At 44.7% G+C, this 19,385-nt stretch carries 14 protein-coding genes; 10 read left to right on the plus strand and 4 right to left on the minus strand.

The window, feature by feature from the left end:
* Positions 1-38 precede the first annotated feature (38 nt).
* From EV210_RS15790 to EV210_RS15805, 4 genes are all read left to right on the plus strand, one after another.
* Entirely contained in the window at positions 39-884 is an 846-nt protein-coding gene (locus tag EV210_RS15790) for a sirohydrochlorin cobaltochelatase (RefSeq protein WP_132082321.1), read from the plus strand.
* Between the two features lie 24 nt (positions 885-908).
* Entirely contained in the window at positions 909-1,688 is a 780-nt protein-coding gene (locus EV210_RS15795; protein ID WP_243650585.1) for an ABC transporter ATP-binding protein, read from the plus strand.
* Positions 1,688-2,425 (plus strand): ABC transporter permease, encoded by a 738-nt coding sequence (locus EV210_RS15800; protein ID WP_132082322.1) that lies wholly within the window; start codon positions 1,688-1,690, stop codon positions 2,423-2,425. Before EV210_RS15795 ends, EV210_RS15800 begins: the two co-directional genes overlap by 1 nt.
* Before the next feature lie 154 nt (positions 2,426-2,579).
* Positions 2,580-5,525, plus strand: coding sequence for a PEP/pyruvate-binding domain-containing protein (locus tag EV210_RS15805; RefSeq protein WP_132082323.1), 2,946 nt, complete (start codon positions 2,580-2,582; stop codon positions 5,523-5,525).
* Positions 5,526-5,614: 89 nt separating this feature from the next.
* Here EV210_RS15805 and gdhA read toward each other — a convergent pair whose 3' ends face one another.
* The 4 genes from gdhA to EV210_RS15825 all read right to left on the minus strand — a co-directional run bounded on the left by gdhA (position 5,615) and on the right by EV210_RS15825 (position 10,723).
* Positions 5,615-6,970, minus strand: coding sequence for an NADP-specific glutamate dehydrogenase (gene gdhA, locus EV210_RS15810; protein WP_132082324.1), 1,356 nt, complete (start codon positions 6,968-6,970; stop codon positions 5,615-5,617).
* 389 nt (positions 6,971-7,359) lie between these two features.
* Positions 7,360-8,766 carry a vWA domain-containing protein gene (locus EV210_RS15815; RefSeq protein ID WP_132082325.1) on the minus strand — a complete coding sequence of 469 codons (1,407 nt, stop codon included), beginning with the start codon at positions 8,764-8,766 and terminating at the stop codon, positions 7,360-7,362.
* Positions 8,767-8,770: 4 nt separating this feature from the next.
* On the minus strand, positions 8,771-9,901 hold the full coding sequence (locus EV210_RS15820) for an ATP-binding protein (protein ID WP_132082326.1): 1,131 nt from the start codon (positions 9,899-9,901) through the stop codon (positions 8,771-8,773).
* Between the two features lie 12 nt (positions 9,902-9,913).
* Positions 9,914-10,723: a hypothetical protein gene (locus tag EV210_RS15825; RefSeq protein WP_132082327.1), complete on the minus strand. Its 810-nt coding sequence runs from the start codon at positions 10,721-10,723 to the stop codon at positions 9,914-9,916.
* 202 nt (positions 10,724-10,925) lie between these two features.
* Between EV210_RS15825 and EV210_RS15830 the strand changes: the two genes are divergently transcribed.
* The 6 genes from EV210_RS15830 (at position 10,926) to ahpF (ending at position 19,325) form a co-directional block, all read left to right on the plus strand.
* Positions 10,926-12,224 (plus strand): trans-sulfuration enzyme family protein, encoded by a 1,299-nt coding sequence (locus tag EV210_RS15830; protein ID WP_132082328.1) that lies wholly within the window; start codon positions 10,926-10,928, stop codon positions 12,222-12,224.
* A 249-nt stretch (positions 12,225-12,473) separates the two neighbouring features.
* Positions 12,474-13,934 carry an aminoacyl-histidine dipeptidase gene (locus EV210_RS15835; protein WP_132082329.1) on the plus strand — a complete coding sequence of 487 codons (1,461 nt, stop codon included), beginning with the start codon at positions 12,474-12,476 and terminating at the stop codon, positions 13,932-13,934.
* Between the two features lie 45 nt (positions 13,935-13,979).
* Positions 13,980-15,911: an OPT family oligopeptide transporter gene (locus EV210_RS15840; protein ID WP_132082330.1), complete on the plus strand. Its 1,932-nt coding sequence runs from the start codon at positions 13,980-13,982 to the stop codon at positions 15,909-15,911.
* 76 nt (positions 15,912-15,987) lie between these two features.
* Complete coding sequence (locus EV210_RS15845; protein ID WP_132082331.1) at positions 15,988-16,422, plus strand: GNAT family N-acetyltransferase; 435 nt, start codon at positions 15,988-15,990, stop codon at positions 16,420-16,422.
* A gap of 797 nt (positions 16,423-17,219) precedes the next feature.
* Positions 17,220-17,783 (plus strand): alkyl hydroperoxide reductase subunit C, encoded by a 564-nt coding sequence (gene ahpC, locus EV210_RS15850; RefSeq protein WP_132082332.1) that lies wholly within the window; start codon positions 17,220-17,222, stop codon positions 17,781-17,783.
* 12 nt (positions 17,784-17,795) lie between these two features.
* The gene (ahpF, locus tag EV210_RS15855) at positions 17,796-19,325 is read left to right on the plus strand and encodes an alkyl hydroperoxide reductase subunit F (RefSeq protein WP_132082333.1); all 1,530 of its coding nucleotides are present in this window, start codon (positions 17,796-17,798) and stop codon (positions 19,323-19,325) included.
* The last annotated feature ends 60 nt before the right edge of the window (positions 19,326-19,385 follow it).

The following is a 19,385-nucleotide window of genomic DNA, read 5'->3' on the forward strand; positions in this document are numbered from 1 at the left end:
GCTGCTCCATGAATTCAAAAGTATGGGAGGCTGGAACCATGAAGTGGACTGGCGAAGCATTTCACAAAAAGGCAATAGTAGTCGTTAGCTTTGGTACTACGTATGCCGAAGCCCGTAAAGCCAGTATAGAAAGTATAGAAGAAAAAATGCGAGCCGCTTTTCCCGGTTATGAGGTTCGCCGTGCTTTTACCTCTCGGATGATCATTCGCTGTCTGGCTGAGCGTGACGGTATTCAAGTCGACAATGAGCGGCAGGCGCTTGACCGCCTGCTGGCAGACGGTTTTCGTGAGGTTTATATTCAGCCGCTGCATATCATCGCAGGCGAAGAGTATGAAAAGATCCGGAACATCGTGAATGAGTATAAGGATTCGCAAAAGTTTTGCCGCCTGGAGCTTGGCAGACCGCTGCTTTACTATATGGGACAGGAAGAGCTGCCTGATGATTACTTGGCAGTGATCGACGCGCTTGACATAATGACTGACGCTAACGAAGCAGTGGTACTAATGGGGCATGGCGGCCTTCATCCCGCTAATGCTGCCTACGCGGCCCTGCAGTTGAAGCTGCAGGATGCTGGCAAGCAAAATGTTTTTGTTTATGCAGTAGAAGGCTTTCCTACGCTGCAGCAGGTAGTCGGGCAATTACAGCGCACCGGTGTCAAAAAGGTGCGGCTTCAGCCCTTTATGCTGGTGGCAGGCAGCCATGTTCTGAAGGATATGGAGGGAGAGGATGAAGGCTCGGCCAAGTCCGTTCTGACTGCTGCCGGTTTTGAATTAGAAATAAAGCGGCATGGATTGGGTGAAAACCCGGCAATTCAGGCTGCATACGTCCGGCATGTCAAGGACGTCATGAATAAGTCTGCTGGACACAGCTCGAATTATAAATAAGAAGAAATAGTGGGGAGAAAAAGAGTGCAGGAAACCTTGAAAAAATCTTTTGCTGCTGAGCCTTCGTATGCCTTGAGTTTGTCAGGTGTGACAAAGCGCTACCGTGAGCATATGCTGCTTGATAATATTTGTTTGCATGTTGATGCCGGACAGATTTTCGGCTTGTTAGGTCCCAATGGGGCAGGGAAAACCACTTTGATGAAAATTGTCGCCGGACTGGTACGGCCGACTGCCGGTACAGTCTCGATATTTGGGATTGATGCCGCCGGGAAGACACAAGAGCTGCGGCGGCTTGTCGGCATTGTACCGCAGGACTCCAATCTGGAGCGGGAATTGACGGTAACCGAGGCATTAACCGTTTATGGCCGGTTATTTGGTTTGGATTCCTTGTGGGAGCGGGTAGAGGAAACAATTGCTGCGTTTTCGCTGCAGGGAATGCGCGACAAACGGGTCGGCAGGCTGTCTGGGGGCATGATGCGCCGTGTTTTAATTGCCAGGGCACTGCTGCCTAAACCGCAGCTGTTGTTATTGGATGAACCGACGGTAGGATTGGATCCTGATGTCCGGCAGGAGATCTGGCAGATTATCCAGGACTTGGCGGCAGCGGGTAAGACGATGCTGCTAACGACCCACTATATGGAGGAGGCCGCCAGGCTTTGTGCCCATATTGCCTTGCTCAAGGCAGGACGGCTGGCGCTGGTGGCAACTCCGGAAGAAATTCAACGGCGCTATGGCGGCGATGCCAGTAATGAAGAAGCACTGGAAGCCTTGTTTATTCAATTAGCGAAGGGGGAAATCAACTAATGGGCTGCTATGCGGTATACCGCAGGGAAATGCTGCTGCTTTGGAAAAAGATTGGCCGCATGGGTTATGTTTTCCCTTCCATAATCTCTCCATTTATTTATTTCTTTGCTTTTGGCCTGGGGCTGGGTGGCAGAGTCAGTGTTGAAGGTGGTTATTTGCCCTTTTTGGCAAGCGGCATTATTGGCATGACGGTTATGACGAATGGCTTTCAGCAGACAGCTTCCTCCATCAGCGCCGGACGTCTGTATTTTCGCCATTTTCACAGTCTGGTGCTAAGTCCGGTGTCCCATGCAGCCGCCGTTGGGGGGATTGTTCTAGCCGGCATTAGCCGTGCTGTCATTTTTGGCAGCTTGATCCTGGTTGTGGGCTTCCTGTCTTTTGGCATTGGCATTAAGAGCAGTGCCTGGTTCGCGGGTGTCTTGCTGGGCGGCTTTTGTTTCAGCTCACTGGGCTTGGTTGTGGGGATGCTGGTCCGGCAGGTAGATGATATTTCCCTGGTAAACAGTTTCTTCATTACCCCCATGACCTTTTTTGGCGGATCGTTTTTTCCTGTGCAAAACCTGCCCGCCTGGTTGAGTCTGATTGCCGGATGGTTTCCGATCGGAGCAATCAACACTTTGCTGCGGGCAGCTGTCTGGAACGGTGAGGCAGTAGAAGCGGCACTTATCTTAGCCGGTCTGGGCGGCGTCTTTTTCGCTATAGGGATCTATCTCTATTCTCACTATAGCGAATACTGATAAGCAGGTTTTCTCAGTTCAATAAAAAATACCACCTTCCCGGTTTGCCGGAAGGTGGTATTTTTTATCGAAGGCAAAGATACAAAGTCATGCTCAATTAGGATATACTGAATAGAGACGGCTTGACTGAGAAAGTTACCGGGGGGAATGGATTATGGATAAATTTGTTGACATGAAGACCCGGTTTTCGGGAGTTCATGACTTAATGAAATTCAGGGTTACGGAGATCCTGCTGATATCTACAGAGTATGACGCCTATATTCTGGAAGAAGACGGGCAGCTGGTTGAGCAGATTTACCATCAGTTTAATGACCTGAGTATCCCCATAATACCCCGCATTCACTGGGTAGATAACAGTGAAGATGCTTTTGAAGCATTGCAAAAGACAACCATCCACTTGATTATCACGATGTCACGGATTAGTGATCTGAGTTCCTATGAGTTTGAAGCAGCAATCCATGAAGCCTATCCCAACATTCCGATTGTTATGCTGTCGTATGACCGGCTGACGCCGGACATGATTACCCGTATCAGGAATGTTAGCTGTATTAACAGGGTGTTTCACTGGTCGGGGGATAATAAGGTTCTCCTCGCCATTATTAAATACATTGAAGACCAGCAAAATGTAGAAGCCGACAGCAAGCTGGGCGTTCAGGCCATCCTGGTTGTGGAAGATTCACCAATCTATTACTCGCAGATTTTGCCGATCATTTATACAGAAATTTTAACGCAGACCAGATGCCTGTTGCTGCATGCTATGAATGTCAGTCACGGTTTGCTCAGAGTTCGCCTAAGACCGAAGATTCTTCTTGCCGAAACTTACGAAGAAGCGATGGGCTTATTGGTTACCTATCGTCATAACTTGCTCGGTGTAATCTCTGATGTAAGGTTTCCTAAGGATGGCGTTATGAATCCAACTGCTGGCTTTGAGTTGGCTGAGCGAGTACGGGAAATGATTGCCGATATTCCGTTTCTGCTGCAGTCGGAAGAACTGGAAAATGCGGACAAAGCCAGTGGGGCCAAATTGCGCTTTTTGAATAAAAATTCATCCCATCTAATGCAGGATTTACGAAATTATATTCTGGAGGACTACGGCTTTGGTTCTTTTGTGTTTCGGTATCCGGATGGCAGAATCATTGCGGAAGCAACGGACATTACGAATTTCGAAAAGATAATTCGCGACCTGCCTGATGAGAGCCTGTACTATCATGCGTCAAACTCTCATTTCTCGCGCTGGTTACGGGCCAGAGCGGAAATTGAAGTGGCGGATAAATTACGATTTGTGTCGCCAGGGCCCATTGAAAATGTTTCTGTGATTCGGGCCTATATCCTGAAAGTATTAAATGATTATTTTTTGCGATATCAGTCAGGCTTGATTCTTGATTTTGAAGGGCTTTCCAAGAAAGATATGGACAATGCCTTTATTAAGCTGGGGACAGGTTCGTTGGGCGGGAAAGCAAGAGGAATTGCTTTTATGAACGCTTTGATTGCCAAAGCCGGCATGGCGGACAAATATGAAGATATTACGATTAAGGTGCCCCGCTCATTTGTTGTGTGTAGTGATATCTTTGAGAAGTTTATGGCCGAGAATGATCTATATTCCTTTATTGCCGAAAAGCCAACGGAAGAGGAAATTGCGCAACGGTTTTTGAAGTGTGATTTGCCGGCTGCAACCCAAGAAAACCTGCGCGTATTGACTCAATATATAAAATGCCCGCTTGCTGTCCGGTCGTCAAGCATTCTGGAAGATTCCCGCATACTGCCTTTTGCCGGGATTTACCATACCTATGTAGTACCGAATATTCATGACGACCCGAAAGTGCGGTTCAAACAACTTTCTGATGCCGTTAAACTGGTGTATGCCTCTGTCTTTTACGCTGCACCTGTGCAATATGCCCAAAACGCAGATATTCGAATTCAAGAAGAAAAGATGGCTGTTCTCATCCAGCAACTGGTCGGGGAACTCTATGGTGATCTCTATTACCCGGCTATTTCCGGTGTAGCTCAATCCTATAACTTTTATCCGTATTATCCGATGAAACCGGAAGAAGGAACAGTGAGTCTGGCTCTGGGCTTGGGAAAAGCAATTGTAGAGGGGGAGCGGGTATACCGTTTTTCACCGGTTCATCCGAAGCTGAATCCTCTAATTTCAACTCCGGAAGAGTATCTGAAAAAGGCGCAAAATGCGTTTTATGCTGTAAATCTTAAAACTTCGTCTGATATCTCAGTGCGGGCCGGTGAAGACTATATTTATGAGAAATTGCCAATTTCTCAGGCGAGTCAGGATCAATCGCTCGAGTATACTGGCAGTACTTATTCGGCTGAAGATGACTGCATATATGATAGTGTCCATAAACCAGGACCCAAAATAGTGACATTTGCGCCGATTCTTAAATATAACAGACTACCGCTGACGCAAATTATTCAAGATCTTATGAATCTAGGGATGAAAGCGTTTGGGTCAAATGTCGAAATAGAATTTGCCGTAAATATACCGAAGGATAAAGGTAAGCCTAAAGAATTTAATTTCCTGCAAATCCGTCCGATGGTGATCGGCAGGGAAGCCTTGCAGGTTACTCTTGATGAACCGAGAGACTCCTGGTGTTTTAGTGAGCGTACTATCGGCAACGGTTTTTACCAAAGTATCCATGATATTATTTTTGTTGATCCCAGGACGTTTGATTTGAGTGACAGCGTTCAAATTGCGAACGAGATCGGTGAACTGAATACCATGCTGGCAAATGAGGGCCGCCGCTGCATCCTGATTGGCTTTGGCCGAATCGGTACGTCAGACCGGTGGTTAGGCATTCCTCTGGCATGGGAGCAAATGTCCCAGGCTCAGCTTATTGTAGAGGTTGATACAAAAGAGCTTCGTCCGGAACCTTCGCTGGGAAGTCATTTCTTTCATAACCTAACGGCCACAAATATGGGTTATTTCCATATACAATATGATAATAAGGAAAAGGCGAAGCTTGACTGGGAGTGGCTGCTTAGCCAGCCAGTCCTGCAGCAAACAAAATATGTAAAGTTAGTGAGAAGGGAAACAGCCATTGAGGCCAAGGTCGATGGGAGAAGCTTTAAAGGGATTATTTATAAATAGGTTTGGGTGACAGCAAAAGGAACGAGGGGATATTGAAACCAGATCGGTTCATATCCCCTCGTTTTTAGTGAGAAATATAAAAATTTCCTTTATACTACGCCTTGTGCGGACATAGCTTCCGCGACTTTGATAAACCCGGCAATATTGGCGCCGATGACCAGATTATCCTTGTGACCATATGCTTCTGCGGCTTCGCTGGCATTTTTATAGATATTAAGCATGATCGTTTTTAGTTTGGCGTCGACCTCTTCAAAAGACCAGGCCAGCCGCATGCTGTTCTGTGTCATTTCTAGGCCGGAGACAGATACACCGCCTGCATTGGCGGCTTTTGACGGGCCAACATACACGCTGCTTTCCAGAAAATAATCAACCGCTTCGTTGGTGCAAGGCATGTTTGCACCTTCACAAACAAATTTTACGCCGTTAGCGACGATTTTCTGCGCATCTTCAAGCTGGATTTCATTTTGCGTGGCACAAGGAATAATGATGTCGACTTTAACGCCCCAGGGTTTCTCGCCGGGGTAGAACTTGACACCAAATTTATCGGCATAGTCTTCGACCCTGTCACGGCAGGATGCACGCATTTCGAGCAGGTAAGCAATCTTCTCACCGCTGATGCCATCGGGGTCGTAAATATATCCATCGGGACCGGAAAGGGTAACAACTTTGCCGCCTAATTCCGTAACTTTTCTGACCGTGCCCCAGGTAACATTGCCGAATCCCGAAACGGCAACAGTTTTACCTTGAAAGGAGGTACCTTTTGATTTCAGCATTTCCTGGCAAAAGTACGCGATGCCAAAGCCTGTAGCTTCCGGGCGGGCCAGACTGCCGCCATAGGAGATGCCCTTGCCGGTTAATACGCCATTTTCATAGCTGCCCCTTATTCGCTTGTATTGTCCAAATAAGTAGCCGATTTCTCTGCCGCCAACCCCGATATCACCTGCCGGTACATCGATATCAGGACCGATATAACGATATAGCTCAGTCATGAAACTTTGGCAAAATCGCATAATCTCTGCATCCGATTTTCCTTTAGGATCAAAATCAGATCCACCTTTGCCTCCGCCCATCGGTAAGCTTGTCAGTGAATTTTTAAAGGTTTGTTCAAAACCGAGAAACTTGATAATGCTGGCATTAACAGACGGGTGAAAACGCAAACCGCCTTTATAAGGACCGATTGCGCTGTTGAATTGAATCCGGAAGCCGCGGTTGACCCGTACCTTGCCAGAATCATCCACCCAAGGTACCCGGAAAATAAATTGCCGTTCCGGTTCTACGATCCTTTCAACAATTCCTAACTCAATATATTCGGGATGCTTATCGAGGACATCTACCAAAGATCCGAGTACTTCCTTGACTGTCTGGTGAAATTCCGGTTCGTTTGCATTTCGTTCGACAACCCGTTGATAAAGCTCGTCACAGTACTTTTTAGCGTTAATAGCCAATACACTCCACTCCTCTTAATTTATTGATAAAGCGCTTTCCATAGAGTAATTAGAACTAACATTACTGCTGCAGCGAATGGTAACGTTGGTTTTTGGTTACTGCTTGCAGCAGAATACAAACTAGTTCGTTTTTCTTGAAATTAAAAGTACACTTTTGTTAGGTGGATGCGTCAACGACTGTAACTCTATCTGAAGAAATGAGTCTAAATTATCAAAACATGTATACATTATGCAATGCATCCTATACCTTAATCATATAGCTTTACATGGCATACTTCAACTACCAGTTTTAAAAAAATTAGTAATTTGTCTGATTTTTTGAATTTTACAAGGCATTCCTTCAAAAGCGATATACTTTGAAAAGGAGTTATCCTAAAGCTGGACTGATTTCAAATCCCTAATCGTTCCTGGTTATTCATCGAAAAGCCGCCTTTTTCAACATCGCTGCCATCCAATACAGCGTCTATGCCCTCCTGGTAAGCAAGCTTTTTTACTACTCCATAGGATTGTTGTAAGGACAGCATATCGCCTTTCCCGGAAATAACCCAGAGTATTTGATAGCCTTTTGGTACCGTCAGGAGCTTAGCCTCTCCGTTGCCATCGGTAAAGTACACTAACAAATTCACTCGTTTTGTATTTGCATATTCAAAAACAGGCGTAAATCTCGTACCGCCTCTTTGCTTAGTCCTCGGCTGGATATCTTTGGCTGTGTTGACTGTATACACACGTCTAATTTGATCGTCACATTCGATGATGGTTAGCTCATGCGGGTAGTTTTGTAGAATACGAAGGACTTCTTGGATCGCCTGATTAAACTCTGCGTCACTAATACTGCCGCTAATGTCAAGAGCAACGGCAATTTTAGCTTTATGACTTCTGAGTTGGCCGCGCAAATCCAGCCGGTCGGGCTGCCGGCGGTTTCTTCGTGTTATCGTTTTCTTATGCTTGCTCTCCACAGTGCCCAGTAGTCTCTTCAGATAGAGATTCCACGGCAGTTCACCTTTATTTTGTTTCAGAGAAGTGATTAAGCTTTCTACATAGGCTGGAATTGTTCCCTTTAGCGAAGCATTAACCAGTTTTTCGGTGAATTCCCGCCAGGTTTGTTCATCCAGTTCGCTGGCATCGTTCCAAAGGGCATGAGTTTTTTCCGGGTCGTAGGCCATGGCGATTCCTTCATCACGATTGTGATTATCCTCAGGGCCATCTTCCGTTTCCTCCAGCAAATCCAACGCAGTTTGAATTTCCTCTACGTAATATTCAAAAGGCTCGAAGGGCAAGAGCTTCAAGGAGAAGTTGAGATTAGCCCATTCTAAGGTAGTGGCATAGGGCGGCAGATGATCTAAATAGGTATTTACCACGATATCCATGGCAATATTCACAGCTAAGGTGCTGTAGCGGTGCAGATAAGCTTTTGCTCTGAGGAAATGCAGCGATACAATATGAAGAATTTCATGTTTAATTTCACTTTCCATCTGCTTAAATGTAAGCGTCAGGAATATGATGGGATTAAAATAGATGACATGCTTTGCATCCCTAAAATTTACAGCGGTGGGGCTGCTGATATCAAAACGGATCTCTCGCGGCATTTGTAACATAAAATACCCGTAAAATTGATCTTTGTCTTCCAGCAGACTGGCATTCACTTTGTCTACTAAGCGGAAAAACTCATTTTTAAAGTTTTCGGGTATGTGCAGCTGAGCTTGCTCTTTTCGCTGATTAGCTTTTAGGTAGCGGTCGACAATGGCATAAGCTTGTTCATAAAGGATAGCTGCTTGATCAGCAAAATACAGTTCCATCGATTTATCTCCTGAAAGAATGATAAGCTGCAAAATAAGCTTCTACAAAATTTTCGTTTTCTATTGCATACTGATATGTCTCGACATAGTTATTTTTGATATCCTTCATAATACCGATCATCAAATCGACAGGATATATTTTTAATAGCTCGATTAAGCGTTCAATCGAAACAGTTTGATCATGAGTACCATTATGAATGGTTGTTTCCACATGCTGCAGAATGTTCTTAGCGGCAAGGTAAAGCCTTGTATGACTTTCTTTCCTGATCTTGTCCTTAACAAGGTCAGACAGGGACTCTCCGGCAAATACATCGTCGTAAGTAAACAGGGGGGGATAATCGGACTCAGCAAAAGCAACAAACTCTTCTGCGATGAGCCTGCCGACATTTCCTTTAACCACATTTAAAAATACAGAGCGGGAGATTGAATCTTGGTTTTGCTTATAGACTTTATACAGTCCCGAAATTCTTTCATAACTGCGGGGTGTTGCCCGAATATCATCTGTGTTAACTTTATGCAGATATTCGGGAAATGTAGAAATAAACTCGATCACTTTTTGCTCAAGACCTGCAGTGATTGCCCAATCGATCCACTGGGCAGAATCGGGTTCCATATGTAACCACACAAAGCGATTTTCTTGTGCGGCATCCATATCAGTCACCTGGTAATCAAAATCCGTGCCATATTTACCGGAGGGATTCATAGCCGCTACGATTTTTACACTGTTAGGTAACGTATAGCCATTAATTTCCCTGTTTAGGATTAGATTCATAAGCTCTTGCTGGACGGTATGCTCGCAACGGTTCACTTCGTCGATAAATAAAAGAACCGTTTTTCCATTCAGGATTTCTTCATCAATTTCTCTGAGTTTATGATGAACGGCATATATGGTGGCTTTTTTTTCAACTTTGTCTCCTTGTGGATTAACGCTTGCATAAGGTTCTATCGTTGGCAGTCCGCCTATTTCGCCTTCTTTTAAAAGATTGCCGTCAATGACAATTAAGCTCCAATTATGTTGATGAGCAAGTTCTTTGGCTAAAGCAGTTTTGCCGACGCCTGTTTCCCCCACAATTAACGGTACTTCCCCTATTGCCAGCACCAAATCAACACTTTTTAATGTATCGGTAAAATTCATCGTATATCCCACCTATTTTAGCTTAAGCTTTTCATCTACGGCTATTTTTTTCGCTTTTTTACTGCCATGACGATAAATAAACTGTAACTTATCCATCGAGATCACGTCGCTATTTGTAGCGCACATATTACAATTTAGATAATCACGGACATATTTTTCTTCAACATCTTCTTTTGCTAATACTTCCTGCACTGCTTGATTTAATTCGTCTTGGGAGATTTCTATATCAGTTCTGCAATATTTAAGCACTAAAATGTTTGCTTTTACGAACTCTAGCAGTTTGTTTTTATCTAAATTATTGATCAGCCGTATTGCCCGTTCATCCTTTTTGATGGCGATAAGCTCGGCGGTGCGGGCAGGGTCTTTGATATAGCGCAAAGCGTCATAGCTTATTCTTACGGCTTCTTCTTGTACCGTTTCAAAAGGGTTTTTTATAAATTTGATGGCATCAAAATTTTTTCTTACGGCTAATAGCTGCAGTTCTTCACTTGGATTAGTAACGTATTTAATCGCCCAGCCTGCTTGCTGCAGCGCTAATTTGGACAGTTCAGTGCTTGGATTCCGGATATAAGCAAGGTTATTCCAACCGGCGTTTACTGCTTTTATCAGCATTGCTTCCGTTGGGTCGCCAATGTATTGGATGGCCCGGGCATTATTTTCTATTGCTGCCTCTTGCATCGCTCTAGTCGGAGCTTGGATATACTGTAGGGCAAGTCCGTTTTTTCTTACGGCCAATAGCTTCAACTCATCTGACGGATGTTCGAGATGAGCGATGGCATTCGGGTTATTATTTATCATTTCCGCAAGCTTTGCTTTGTCCATCAGCGTCGTTTCCTTCCGTACCTTTTTAGCACACCATGGCAACCTCATTATACCATTGTCTAAAAGCGGGAGCTATAAAGGAATCGCTAGGCTGGCATTCCAAAATGATGGGACTGTAAGGTGTGAAATAAAAAAGGACTTATTTGTTGGGAAAAAGAACTATGGAGCTAAATATGTTTACAAAGTTAGGAGAGTTCCTCTAATGAATAAAATGCCGGAAGCTTTAAACAAATGCAGCGCAAGGCAGGCATTTCTCGCAAGCTGCGCAGCAAAAACACGCCTATTACATACGCCTGTTTCCGATCCTTATGAGGTTAGCGGGCACCCAAATCCAGCCGGACTTGGTGACGCCGGACCTTTTTCCCAAACCGGCTCCTGGGGGCAAAGCTCTGTTTTATTTCCTACCCTTGAGACTTATCGCCAGGCAGATGGCTGCGGCAGGGCGTCCTATGGCGGAGCGGAATATGGTGTTGTGCAGACACCGGAAGCTGAAGCGGTATGCAAAAAAATTGCTGCATTGCATAACGGCCATGGGGCTGTTATCTGCCCGTCAGGATTAGCTGCAATTGCCACAACGTTAGATGCCTTGGCACCGAAAGCGGTACTTATTCCCGATTGTGTATATGGACCGATGCTTCGGCTGCTAAACCGGCGACGCATCAAGCCATTCCGTTATCCGGCAGGTGCTTCGGCAACAGAATTTCGCGCCGTATTAGAAAAAGCGTCCAGTGAATATTCTCAGGGGCAGGAGCTGCTTGTCTATCTTGAGGCTCCCGGCAGCGGCACCTTTGAAATCCCCGATATTGAGGGGATTGCAGCAATTGCAAAGAACGCCGAGCTGCGAACGGTTATGGATAATACCTGGGCAAGTCATATTCGCTTTTTACCGCTTGAGCACGGCATAGATATTGTCATACAAGCGACGACAAAATACGAAGGCGGTTATGGGGATACGCCGTCAGGGGTTGTCATTGCCAAAGACCCGCAAGATTTACAGCACATTGCTGACGAGTTGCGCGCAACCGGCAATGGTGCAGTGGCACCAACGACTTGCTCACGGCTTTATCACCGACTTGACTCGACCGAAGAGCGGCTGAATCAACATGCTGAAACCGCTCAACGACTAATGGACTGGTTTTTAACGCAGCCATTTACTGCCGGCGTTCTTTCGCCGGCGCTGGAGACCTCGCCTTATCACGAGCGTTTCCAATACTATTTCGGCAAGGGAAACGGCCTTTTCAGTGTTATCTTTCAACCGGATATTCCTGCAAATAAAGTCGAAGCTTTTGCCGATGCGCTAAACCTGTTCTGGATTGCCGAGAGCTGGGGCGGACATTTGTCACTTGTATTGCCGGTACATGCCAAGCGGGAAGTTACATCCATGCCGGATGGTTACGTATTACGCTTCCATGCAGGTCTCGAAGATTATCAGGACCTGCTGCGCGATCTTGAGCAGGCGGCACAAGACACTCTTTTGACGGCGCCAGCGGGCACACAGTAATGGAGAGTGGGCAAAATAAAGGGGTTTGAGTTTGTGCTGTATATTTTGAACAAACAATGGGGAAAATCTCTGTTCAATCTGCCCCTATAGAAGAGAATAGTAAGAATGTTACAATATAACTTGGAATTGTGAGTTTATTCGGGTTTTATGAGCAATTTGTAAAGTTGGAGGAGGCGGTCTTGTCAGGTGAGCTGACAGTGGTGGTATTTGTCATGAAATGGAAGCTTAATAAAGAAAGGAAGTAAGAATATGACAGGAATACTTAACGATCTCCAACCAGTTGAAGTGTGGAAATACTTTGAAAAGCTATCTCAGATTCCAAGAGGATCGGGCAATGAGCAAGAGGTTAGCAATTATTTGGTAGCTTTCGCTAAGAAGCATGGTTTGGACTATGTTCAGGATGCTGCACTTAATGTTGTTATAAAAAAGCCAGCATCATCAGGATATGAAAACAGCCCCGCTGTAATTTTACAGGGACACATGGATATGGTCTGTGAAAAGAATAAGGATAGTGAACATGATTTCACGAAGGACCCACTCAAGCTGAGAATTGTTGACGACATGATTTATGCAACGGGTACGACGTTAGGCGCAGATAACGGAATTGCGGTAGCTATGGGCCTGGCAGTCCTGGCTTCCAAGCAGTATTTACATCCGGCAATCGAATTGGTGGTAACGACCTCGGAAGAAACCGGTATGGACGGTGTAATAGCCCTCGAACCCAGCCATGTAGATGGCAGAATTCTCATCAATATAGACTCTGAAGAAGAAGGAACATTATTAGTAAGCTGCGCCGGAGGTGTTACGGCCAGAACCAGCATTCCGGCGGTATGGGAAGCGACGACCGATACGACGTTAATTCCCTATGCCATTAAGGTGAGAGGCCTGAAGGGCGGACATTCGGGGATGGAAATTGATAAGGAACGCGGCAACGCCAATAAATTAATGGGCCGGACTCTGATGTCTGTTTTAGCAAAAACAGATTTTGGGCTTGTCTCGCTTCAAGGTGGAGCGAAGCATAACGCTATCCCGCGGGAAGCAGATGCGGTGATTGTAGTACGTGAGCAGGATAAGGCGGTTGTTGAACAGGCAATAACGGAATGTGGCACCATGTTTGCTGCCGAACTCAGAACAGCCGATCCGGATGTACAAGTGGCTTTTGAGCTCTTACCTGCATTACCTCCGGCAATGCTGTCAAAAGAAGCTACTCAACAGGTAGTCAATTATTTGTATGTAGTGGTCAATGGTATTACTTCCATGAGCATGGACATTAAGGGACTGGTAGAAAGTTCGTTAAACCTGGGAGTAGTAGCTACCACTAAGAACGCTGTTGAATTTATCAGTTCAATCAGAAGTTCCGTTAAAAGCCTGAAAACGGACTTGTATAACAGACTGGTTGTGACCGCACAGCTAAATGGCGGCAGTGTTGTCAGTGAAGCCGATTATCCGGAATGGGCATACAACCCTGATTCAAAAATAAGAACCCTTTTTGTAAACGTATATGAAAAGATGTATGGGAAAAAACCGCATATTACAGCGATACATGCCGGACTGGAATGCGGGTTATTCACGGAAAAGTTTAATGGAATGGATGCTATTTCATTTGGCCCGAATTTGTATGATGTTCATACGCCCAATGAGCATATGAGCATATCCTCTGTCCAGCGGACATGGGAATACTTGCTGGAAGTATTGAAAAACGCAAAATGAAAGCTGTAAGCATCGCGCAACAAATAAACGATTGGGAGCATTGATATGGACAACAAGCTTTCGAAAGGTGCATATGGCGGCATAGACGGTAAAGACTATGTTCCTTACATTTCCCGTGGCTCTAAGCTTGGCGGAAATGCAGCCGTATTAATCATTGGTATTCTTTTGGCGGCCCTATTTGCAGCATCTACTGCTTATTCCGGGATGAAATCAGGCCTTACCGTGGCCGCCGGCATACCGGGAGCTATTATTGGTTCCGCCTTTATTGCTGCATTTGCCAAGCAAAAAGGTATTCTTGGCAAAAACTTGATTCAAGGCATGTCCAGTGGAGGAGAATCGGTTGCAAGCGGCATGATTTTTGTTTTGCCATCGATTCTATTAATCGGAGCGCAGGTATCTTTCCTGGAAGGCCTTGCGGTCGGCGTCGGTGGAGTATTATTTGGCATCGGTATTGCCTCCGTTGTTTACAATTATTTATTGGTTGAAGAGCACGGTAAATTGATGTATCCTGAGTCAATGGCTATATCAGAAACGTTGGTTGCCTCAGAAGGTGCCGGAGAATCTGTCAAATACATGGGAATTGGCTTCAGTATTGGCGGACTGCTAACCCTTGTCACCGAATCTTTTTTTAATGCAGCGAATACGGTAATCAGTTTTGTAAATGAGAGTTTTTACAAATGGAAATTTGAAGTGGAAGTAAATCCCTTATTGGTGGGAATCGGCTTTATTGTCGGTTTGGAAGTTGCCATCACCATGTTTGCCGGTTCGATACTAGCTAACTTCGGCATTATGCCCTTAATTGGCTATTTTGCATCGTTTGGGAGTGACGGAGTAACAGTATGGAATAATCAGCAGGTTGCTATTAAAGCTATGCAGGTAAAACACATAGCGGGCAGCTATGTGAAATATATTGGTGCCGGGATGATGCTGTCCGGTGGACTGATTGGTGCCATCAAGCTGATTCCCACGATCATTTCATCGATAAGAGAAACCCTAAATGCCAAATCATCTAATGGTGCGAGTGGATCATCTATTTCCAATCTCATTCTCATTGGCGGAGTGGTCATTGGCTTTGCCGCTGGTTTTCTGATCTCTGGCGGTAACGTGGCAATGGCAATTTGTGCGACTGTCTTATCATTATTTCTATCTCTGCTGTTTGTTATTGTTTCAGGACGCCTAACCGGAACAATTGGTACATCGAATCTTCCTGTATCGGGAATGACCATAGCATCTTTGGTAATTGTGACCTTACTGTTTGTAGTATTGGGATGGAAAAACCCGGATAATAACAAGTCACTGCTGTTGTTCGGTACCTTTATCGTCATTGCCATCTCCATAGCTGGCGGTTACTGTCAATCGCAAAAGGTCAATTTTATCATTGGCGGCCACCGCGGTGAAATGGATAAATATTTTACGATTGCATCTGTAGTCGGTGTGGCAGTAGTAATTGGTGTTATCTTATTGCTTTCCAGCCAGCTTGCGCTGACGGGAGATAATGTACCATTCGCCCTACCGCAGGCTAACTTGATGGCAACATTAACGGCAGGGATCATGTCGGGCCAGCTGCCGTGGCCGCTGATTATCGTTGGAGTTGTGATGGGGTTTGTCTTGTTCTTACTACGACTGCCTATTATGACGGTGGCGATCGGTTTTTATCTGCCAATATCGACAACCTCGATTATTTTGATCGGTGCATTTCTTCGCCATTTTGTAGAACGTGCTTCAAAATCGGAAGAGGAGAAGGAAGGAAAAATTGCTAATGGTATTAGCCTATCTTCTGGACTTGTTGCAGGTGGTTCGATCATAGGTCTGCTGGGGATTATCCTTCAGTTGTCAGGAGTCATAAAAGGTGATGGTCCAAGCGGTTTTGCGGCTACCAATGAGATGGCCTTCCTATTATTAATTATTCTGGTTCTAGCAACGGCTATTCCTATTTGGAATAGTAAGGTAAAAAATACCAATAGCAGCATGCACTAAGACTGTTCATTTATAAAGAAGCACTTGTGATCGAGGAGTTGAAAGATAAGCCGCTTATCTTTGAAGGGGTGATGTTGTGATAACAAAGGCATCGGCTAGTGAGTACAACAGGCTTATTGCAATATGGGAAAGCTCTGTACGGGCTACACATGACTTTATAACGGAAGAAGATATCCAATTCTATAAACCACTAATTTTAGAGGTGTATTTTCGTGCTGTAGACTTATACTGCTACCAGGACGAGGAGCGTACCATTAATGGCTTTATCGGAGTCGCCGGCGACAAATTAGAAATGCTGTTTATTGATGCCGGTGAGCGCGGCAAAGGAATTGGCAAACAACTGGTAGCATTTGCTGTAAATGAACTGCAGGTTACAAAAGTCGATGTTAATGAAGAAAACGGACAAGCTGTTGATTTCTACAGACATATTGGCTTTCACACCACTGGGCGTTCAGAACTAGACGGGACAGGGAAAAACCATCCGCTTCTTTTCATGGAGTTAGCGAAGTAACTGCAAGCTTGAATTTGCAAGTATAGTTCTTGAAAAAAAGAATAATGCAACAAAGGTCCTAATTCCTGTGAAAGGGAATAGGACCTTTTTCCTTTTTGTCAAGAAATAAATAGGTCAAAAAGTATAAAAAAATCTTGATATTTATTTATTAATCTTTACTTGTGAGGAATAATCGTTCGTATTACTATTAATATACATATAAACCACCAAGTAGCGAGTAATAGGTTTTGATAGAAAATACCAAGATGTATGCAAAACTCTATGCATCCAACTTGAAATCGTTCGTTGAAAGGAGGAGCGCGTGTTTAGAAACAGCCCAAAAAACAAATGCCAGTGCGGCAGCTTGAGGTTTGAAAACGTAGATATCACCCCGGTCAACAGTCCTGAAAAAAAACGCTATTTCACACGATGCAGAAAATGCGGACTGGTTGTACGATCGCATCAAAGCAATAGGATTCCTGCTGTTTTACAAGCATTGAAGCTTGTATGCGAAAGGGTAAAAAGCAAAACAAGCATTTGACGGCAATTCCTGTCAAGTTCCTAAGTGAATTTGACAGGAGTTTTTTTATTGTAATTCTGTGCTGGTGAGTATAGTTAGGCAGAGGGGTGGAAAAAACTATCTAAAGTTGTCCTGTAGTTATTGCTGGTATTTTATTTGTAAAATTTTCAAAATAAGTATTGACCTTTAGTAAAATTTATAAGATAATATAAATCAAATGATAATAATTATTGCTTAGTTAGTTTTTTGCTTAAGCAATAGTTACAAAAATAAAATTTATAAACGGAGGTAATGTATTATGTCATTAATTGGAACTGAGGTAAAACCCTTTCAGGCGCAGGCTTATCACAATGGGAAATTCGTTGAAGTTACAGAAGCCAATTTTAAAGGAAAATGGAGTGTAGTATGCTTCTATCCGGCAGATTTTACGTTCGTGTGCCCTACAGAGCTAGAGGATTTGCAAAATCAATATGATGCGTTAAAAGAGCTGGGAGTCGAAGTATATTCCGTTTCTACTGACACTCACTTTACTCATAAAGCATGGCATGACAGCTCAGAGACAATCAAGAAAATCACCTATGTTATGATTGGGGATCCTTCGCATACCTTATCAAGAAATTTTGAAGTGCTGATTGAAGCGCAAGGCCTTGCTGACCGTGGTACGTTTATCATTGATCCCGATGGTGTTGTTCAGGCGGTAGAAATCAATGCCGGCGGTATTGGCCGTGACGCGAGTACATTACTTAACAAAATTAAAGCCGCTCAATATGTGCGGAAAAATCCTAACGAAGTTTGCCCTGCCAGATGGCGTGAAGGCTCTGCAACGCTGAAGCCAAACCTGGATCTTGTCGGCAAAATTTAAGAGGTGGTTTCTATGTTGCTAGATGGAGATATAAAAGCACAATTATCTCAATATCTGCAATTGATGGAAGGCAGTGTGCTGATTAAAGTCAGCGCAGGCAGCGACAGTGTATCTAGTGACATGATTGCTCTGGTAGATGAGATTGCTTCGATGACTTCTCTAATTACAACCGAGAGAACAAAGCTGCCAAGAACGCCTAGTTTTAGCATTCAGCGTGCAGGAGAAGATAATGGCATAACCTTTGCCGGGATTCCTCTAGGGCATGAGTTTAACTCGCTGGTGCTGGCCTTGCTGCAAGTCAGCGGCCGGGCACCAAAGGTCGAACCAAAAATAATCGAGCAAATTAGGGCGGTTAAAGGCAGCTATCAATTTGAATCTTATATCAGCCTGTCTTGCCATAATTGTCCGGAGGTTGTCCAGGCACTGAATCTGATGAGTGTTCTTAATCCGGCCATCACGCATACGATGGTGGACGGTGCTGTATTTCAGGAAGAGGTCCAGGCTAAGAATATTATGGCTGTGCCTGTGGTTTACCTGAATGGTGAGTTTTTCAGCAGCGGTCGCATGAGCGTGGAGGAAATACTGGCCAAGATCAGTGACAGCTCTGATATAAGCGAGTTTGAAGGAAAAGACCCGTTTGATATTCTGGTTGTAGGCAGCGGACCGGCAGGAGCCAGTGCAGCTATTTATGCAGCGAGAAAAGGCATTCGAACAGGCATGGTTGCTGAAAGGTTTGGCGGCCAGGTTAAAGAGACGCTGGGAATTGAAAACTTTATCAGTATGAAATATACTGAGGGGCCCAAACTGGCAGAAAATCTGGAAGAACATGTGAAAGAATACCAGATTGATGTAATGAAACTGCAGCGTGCCAAGAGCTTGACCAAGAAAGAACTTGTGGAAGTTGAGCTGGAAAATGGCGCTGTCTTAAAGAGTAAAGCGGTAATTCTTTCGACGGGGGCCCGCTGGCGCAGCATTGGCGTGCCAGGGGAAGCTGAGTTCAAGAACAGAGGGATTGCCTACTGCCCGCATTGTGACGGTCCTTTGTTTAAAGGCAAGCGGGTAGCAGTCATTGGCGGCGGCAATTCCGGTGTTGAAGCGGCAATCGATCTGGCTGGTATTGCGGAGCATGTGACTGTACTGGAGTTTATGCCTGAATTAAAAGCGGATACTGTGCTGCAGAAGCGCTTGTACAGTTTGCCTAATGCAACCGTTTTAACAAATGTTAAAACTACCGAGATTACTGGTGATGAAAAGGTAAATGGCCTGTCTTATATGGAGTGTGGTACTGAGGAGATTCACCATCTCGAACTGGAGGGTGTATTTATCCTGATCGGCCTTGTTCCCAATACCGAGTGGTTGAATGGTACAGTAGAGCGCAACCGGTTTGGTGAAATTATTGTCGACAGCCATGGTGCAACAAATGTGCCGGGAGTATTTGCTGCCGGGGACTGCACAAATAGTCCGTATAAGCAGATTATTATTGCCATGGGTTCCGGTGCGAATGCAGCATTGGGTGCATTTGACTACCTAATCCGTAATTGATTTTGAAGACGCAGAGGATACTAATTCCTTTGCGTCTTTTTTTTGAACTGCAAATAGAAA

The sequence above is a fragment of the Anaerospora hongkongensis genome (genome assembly GCF_004339805.1).
Lineage (GTDB): Bacteria > Bacillota > Negativicutes > Sporomusales > DSM-15969 > Anaerospora > Anaerospora hongkongensis.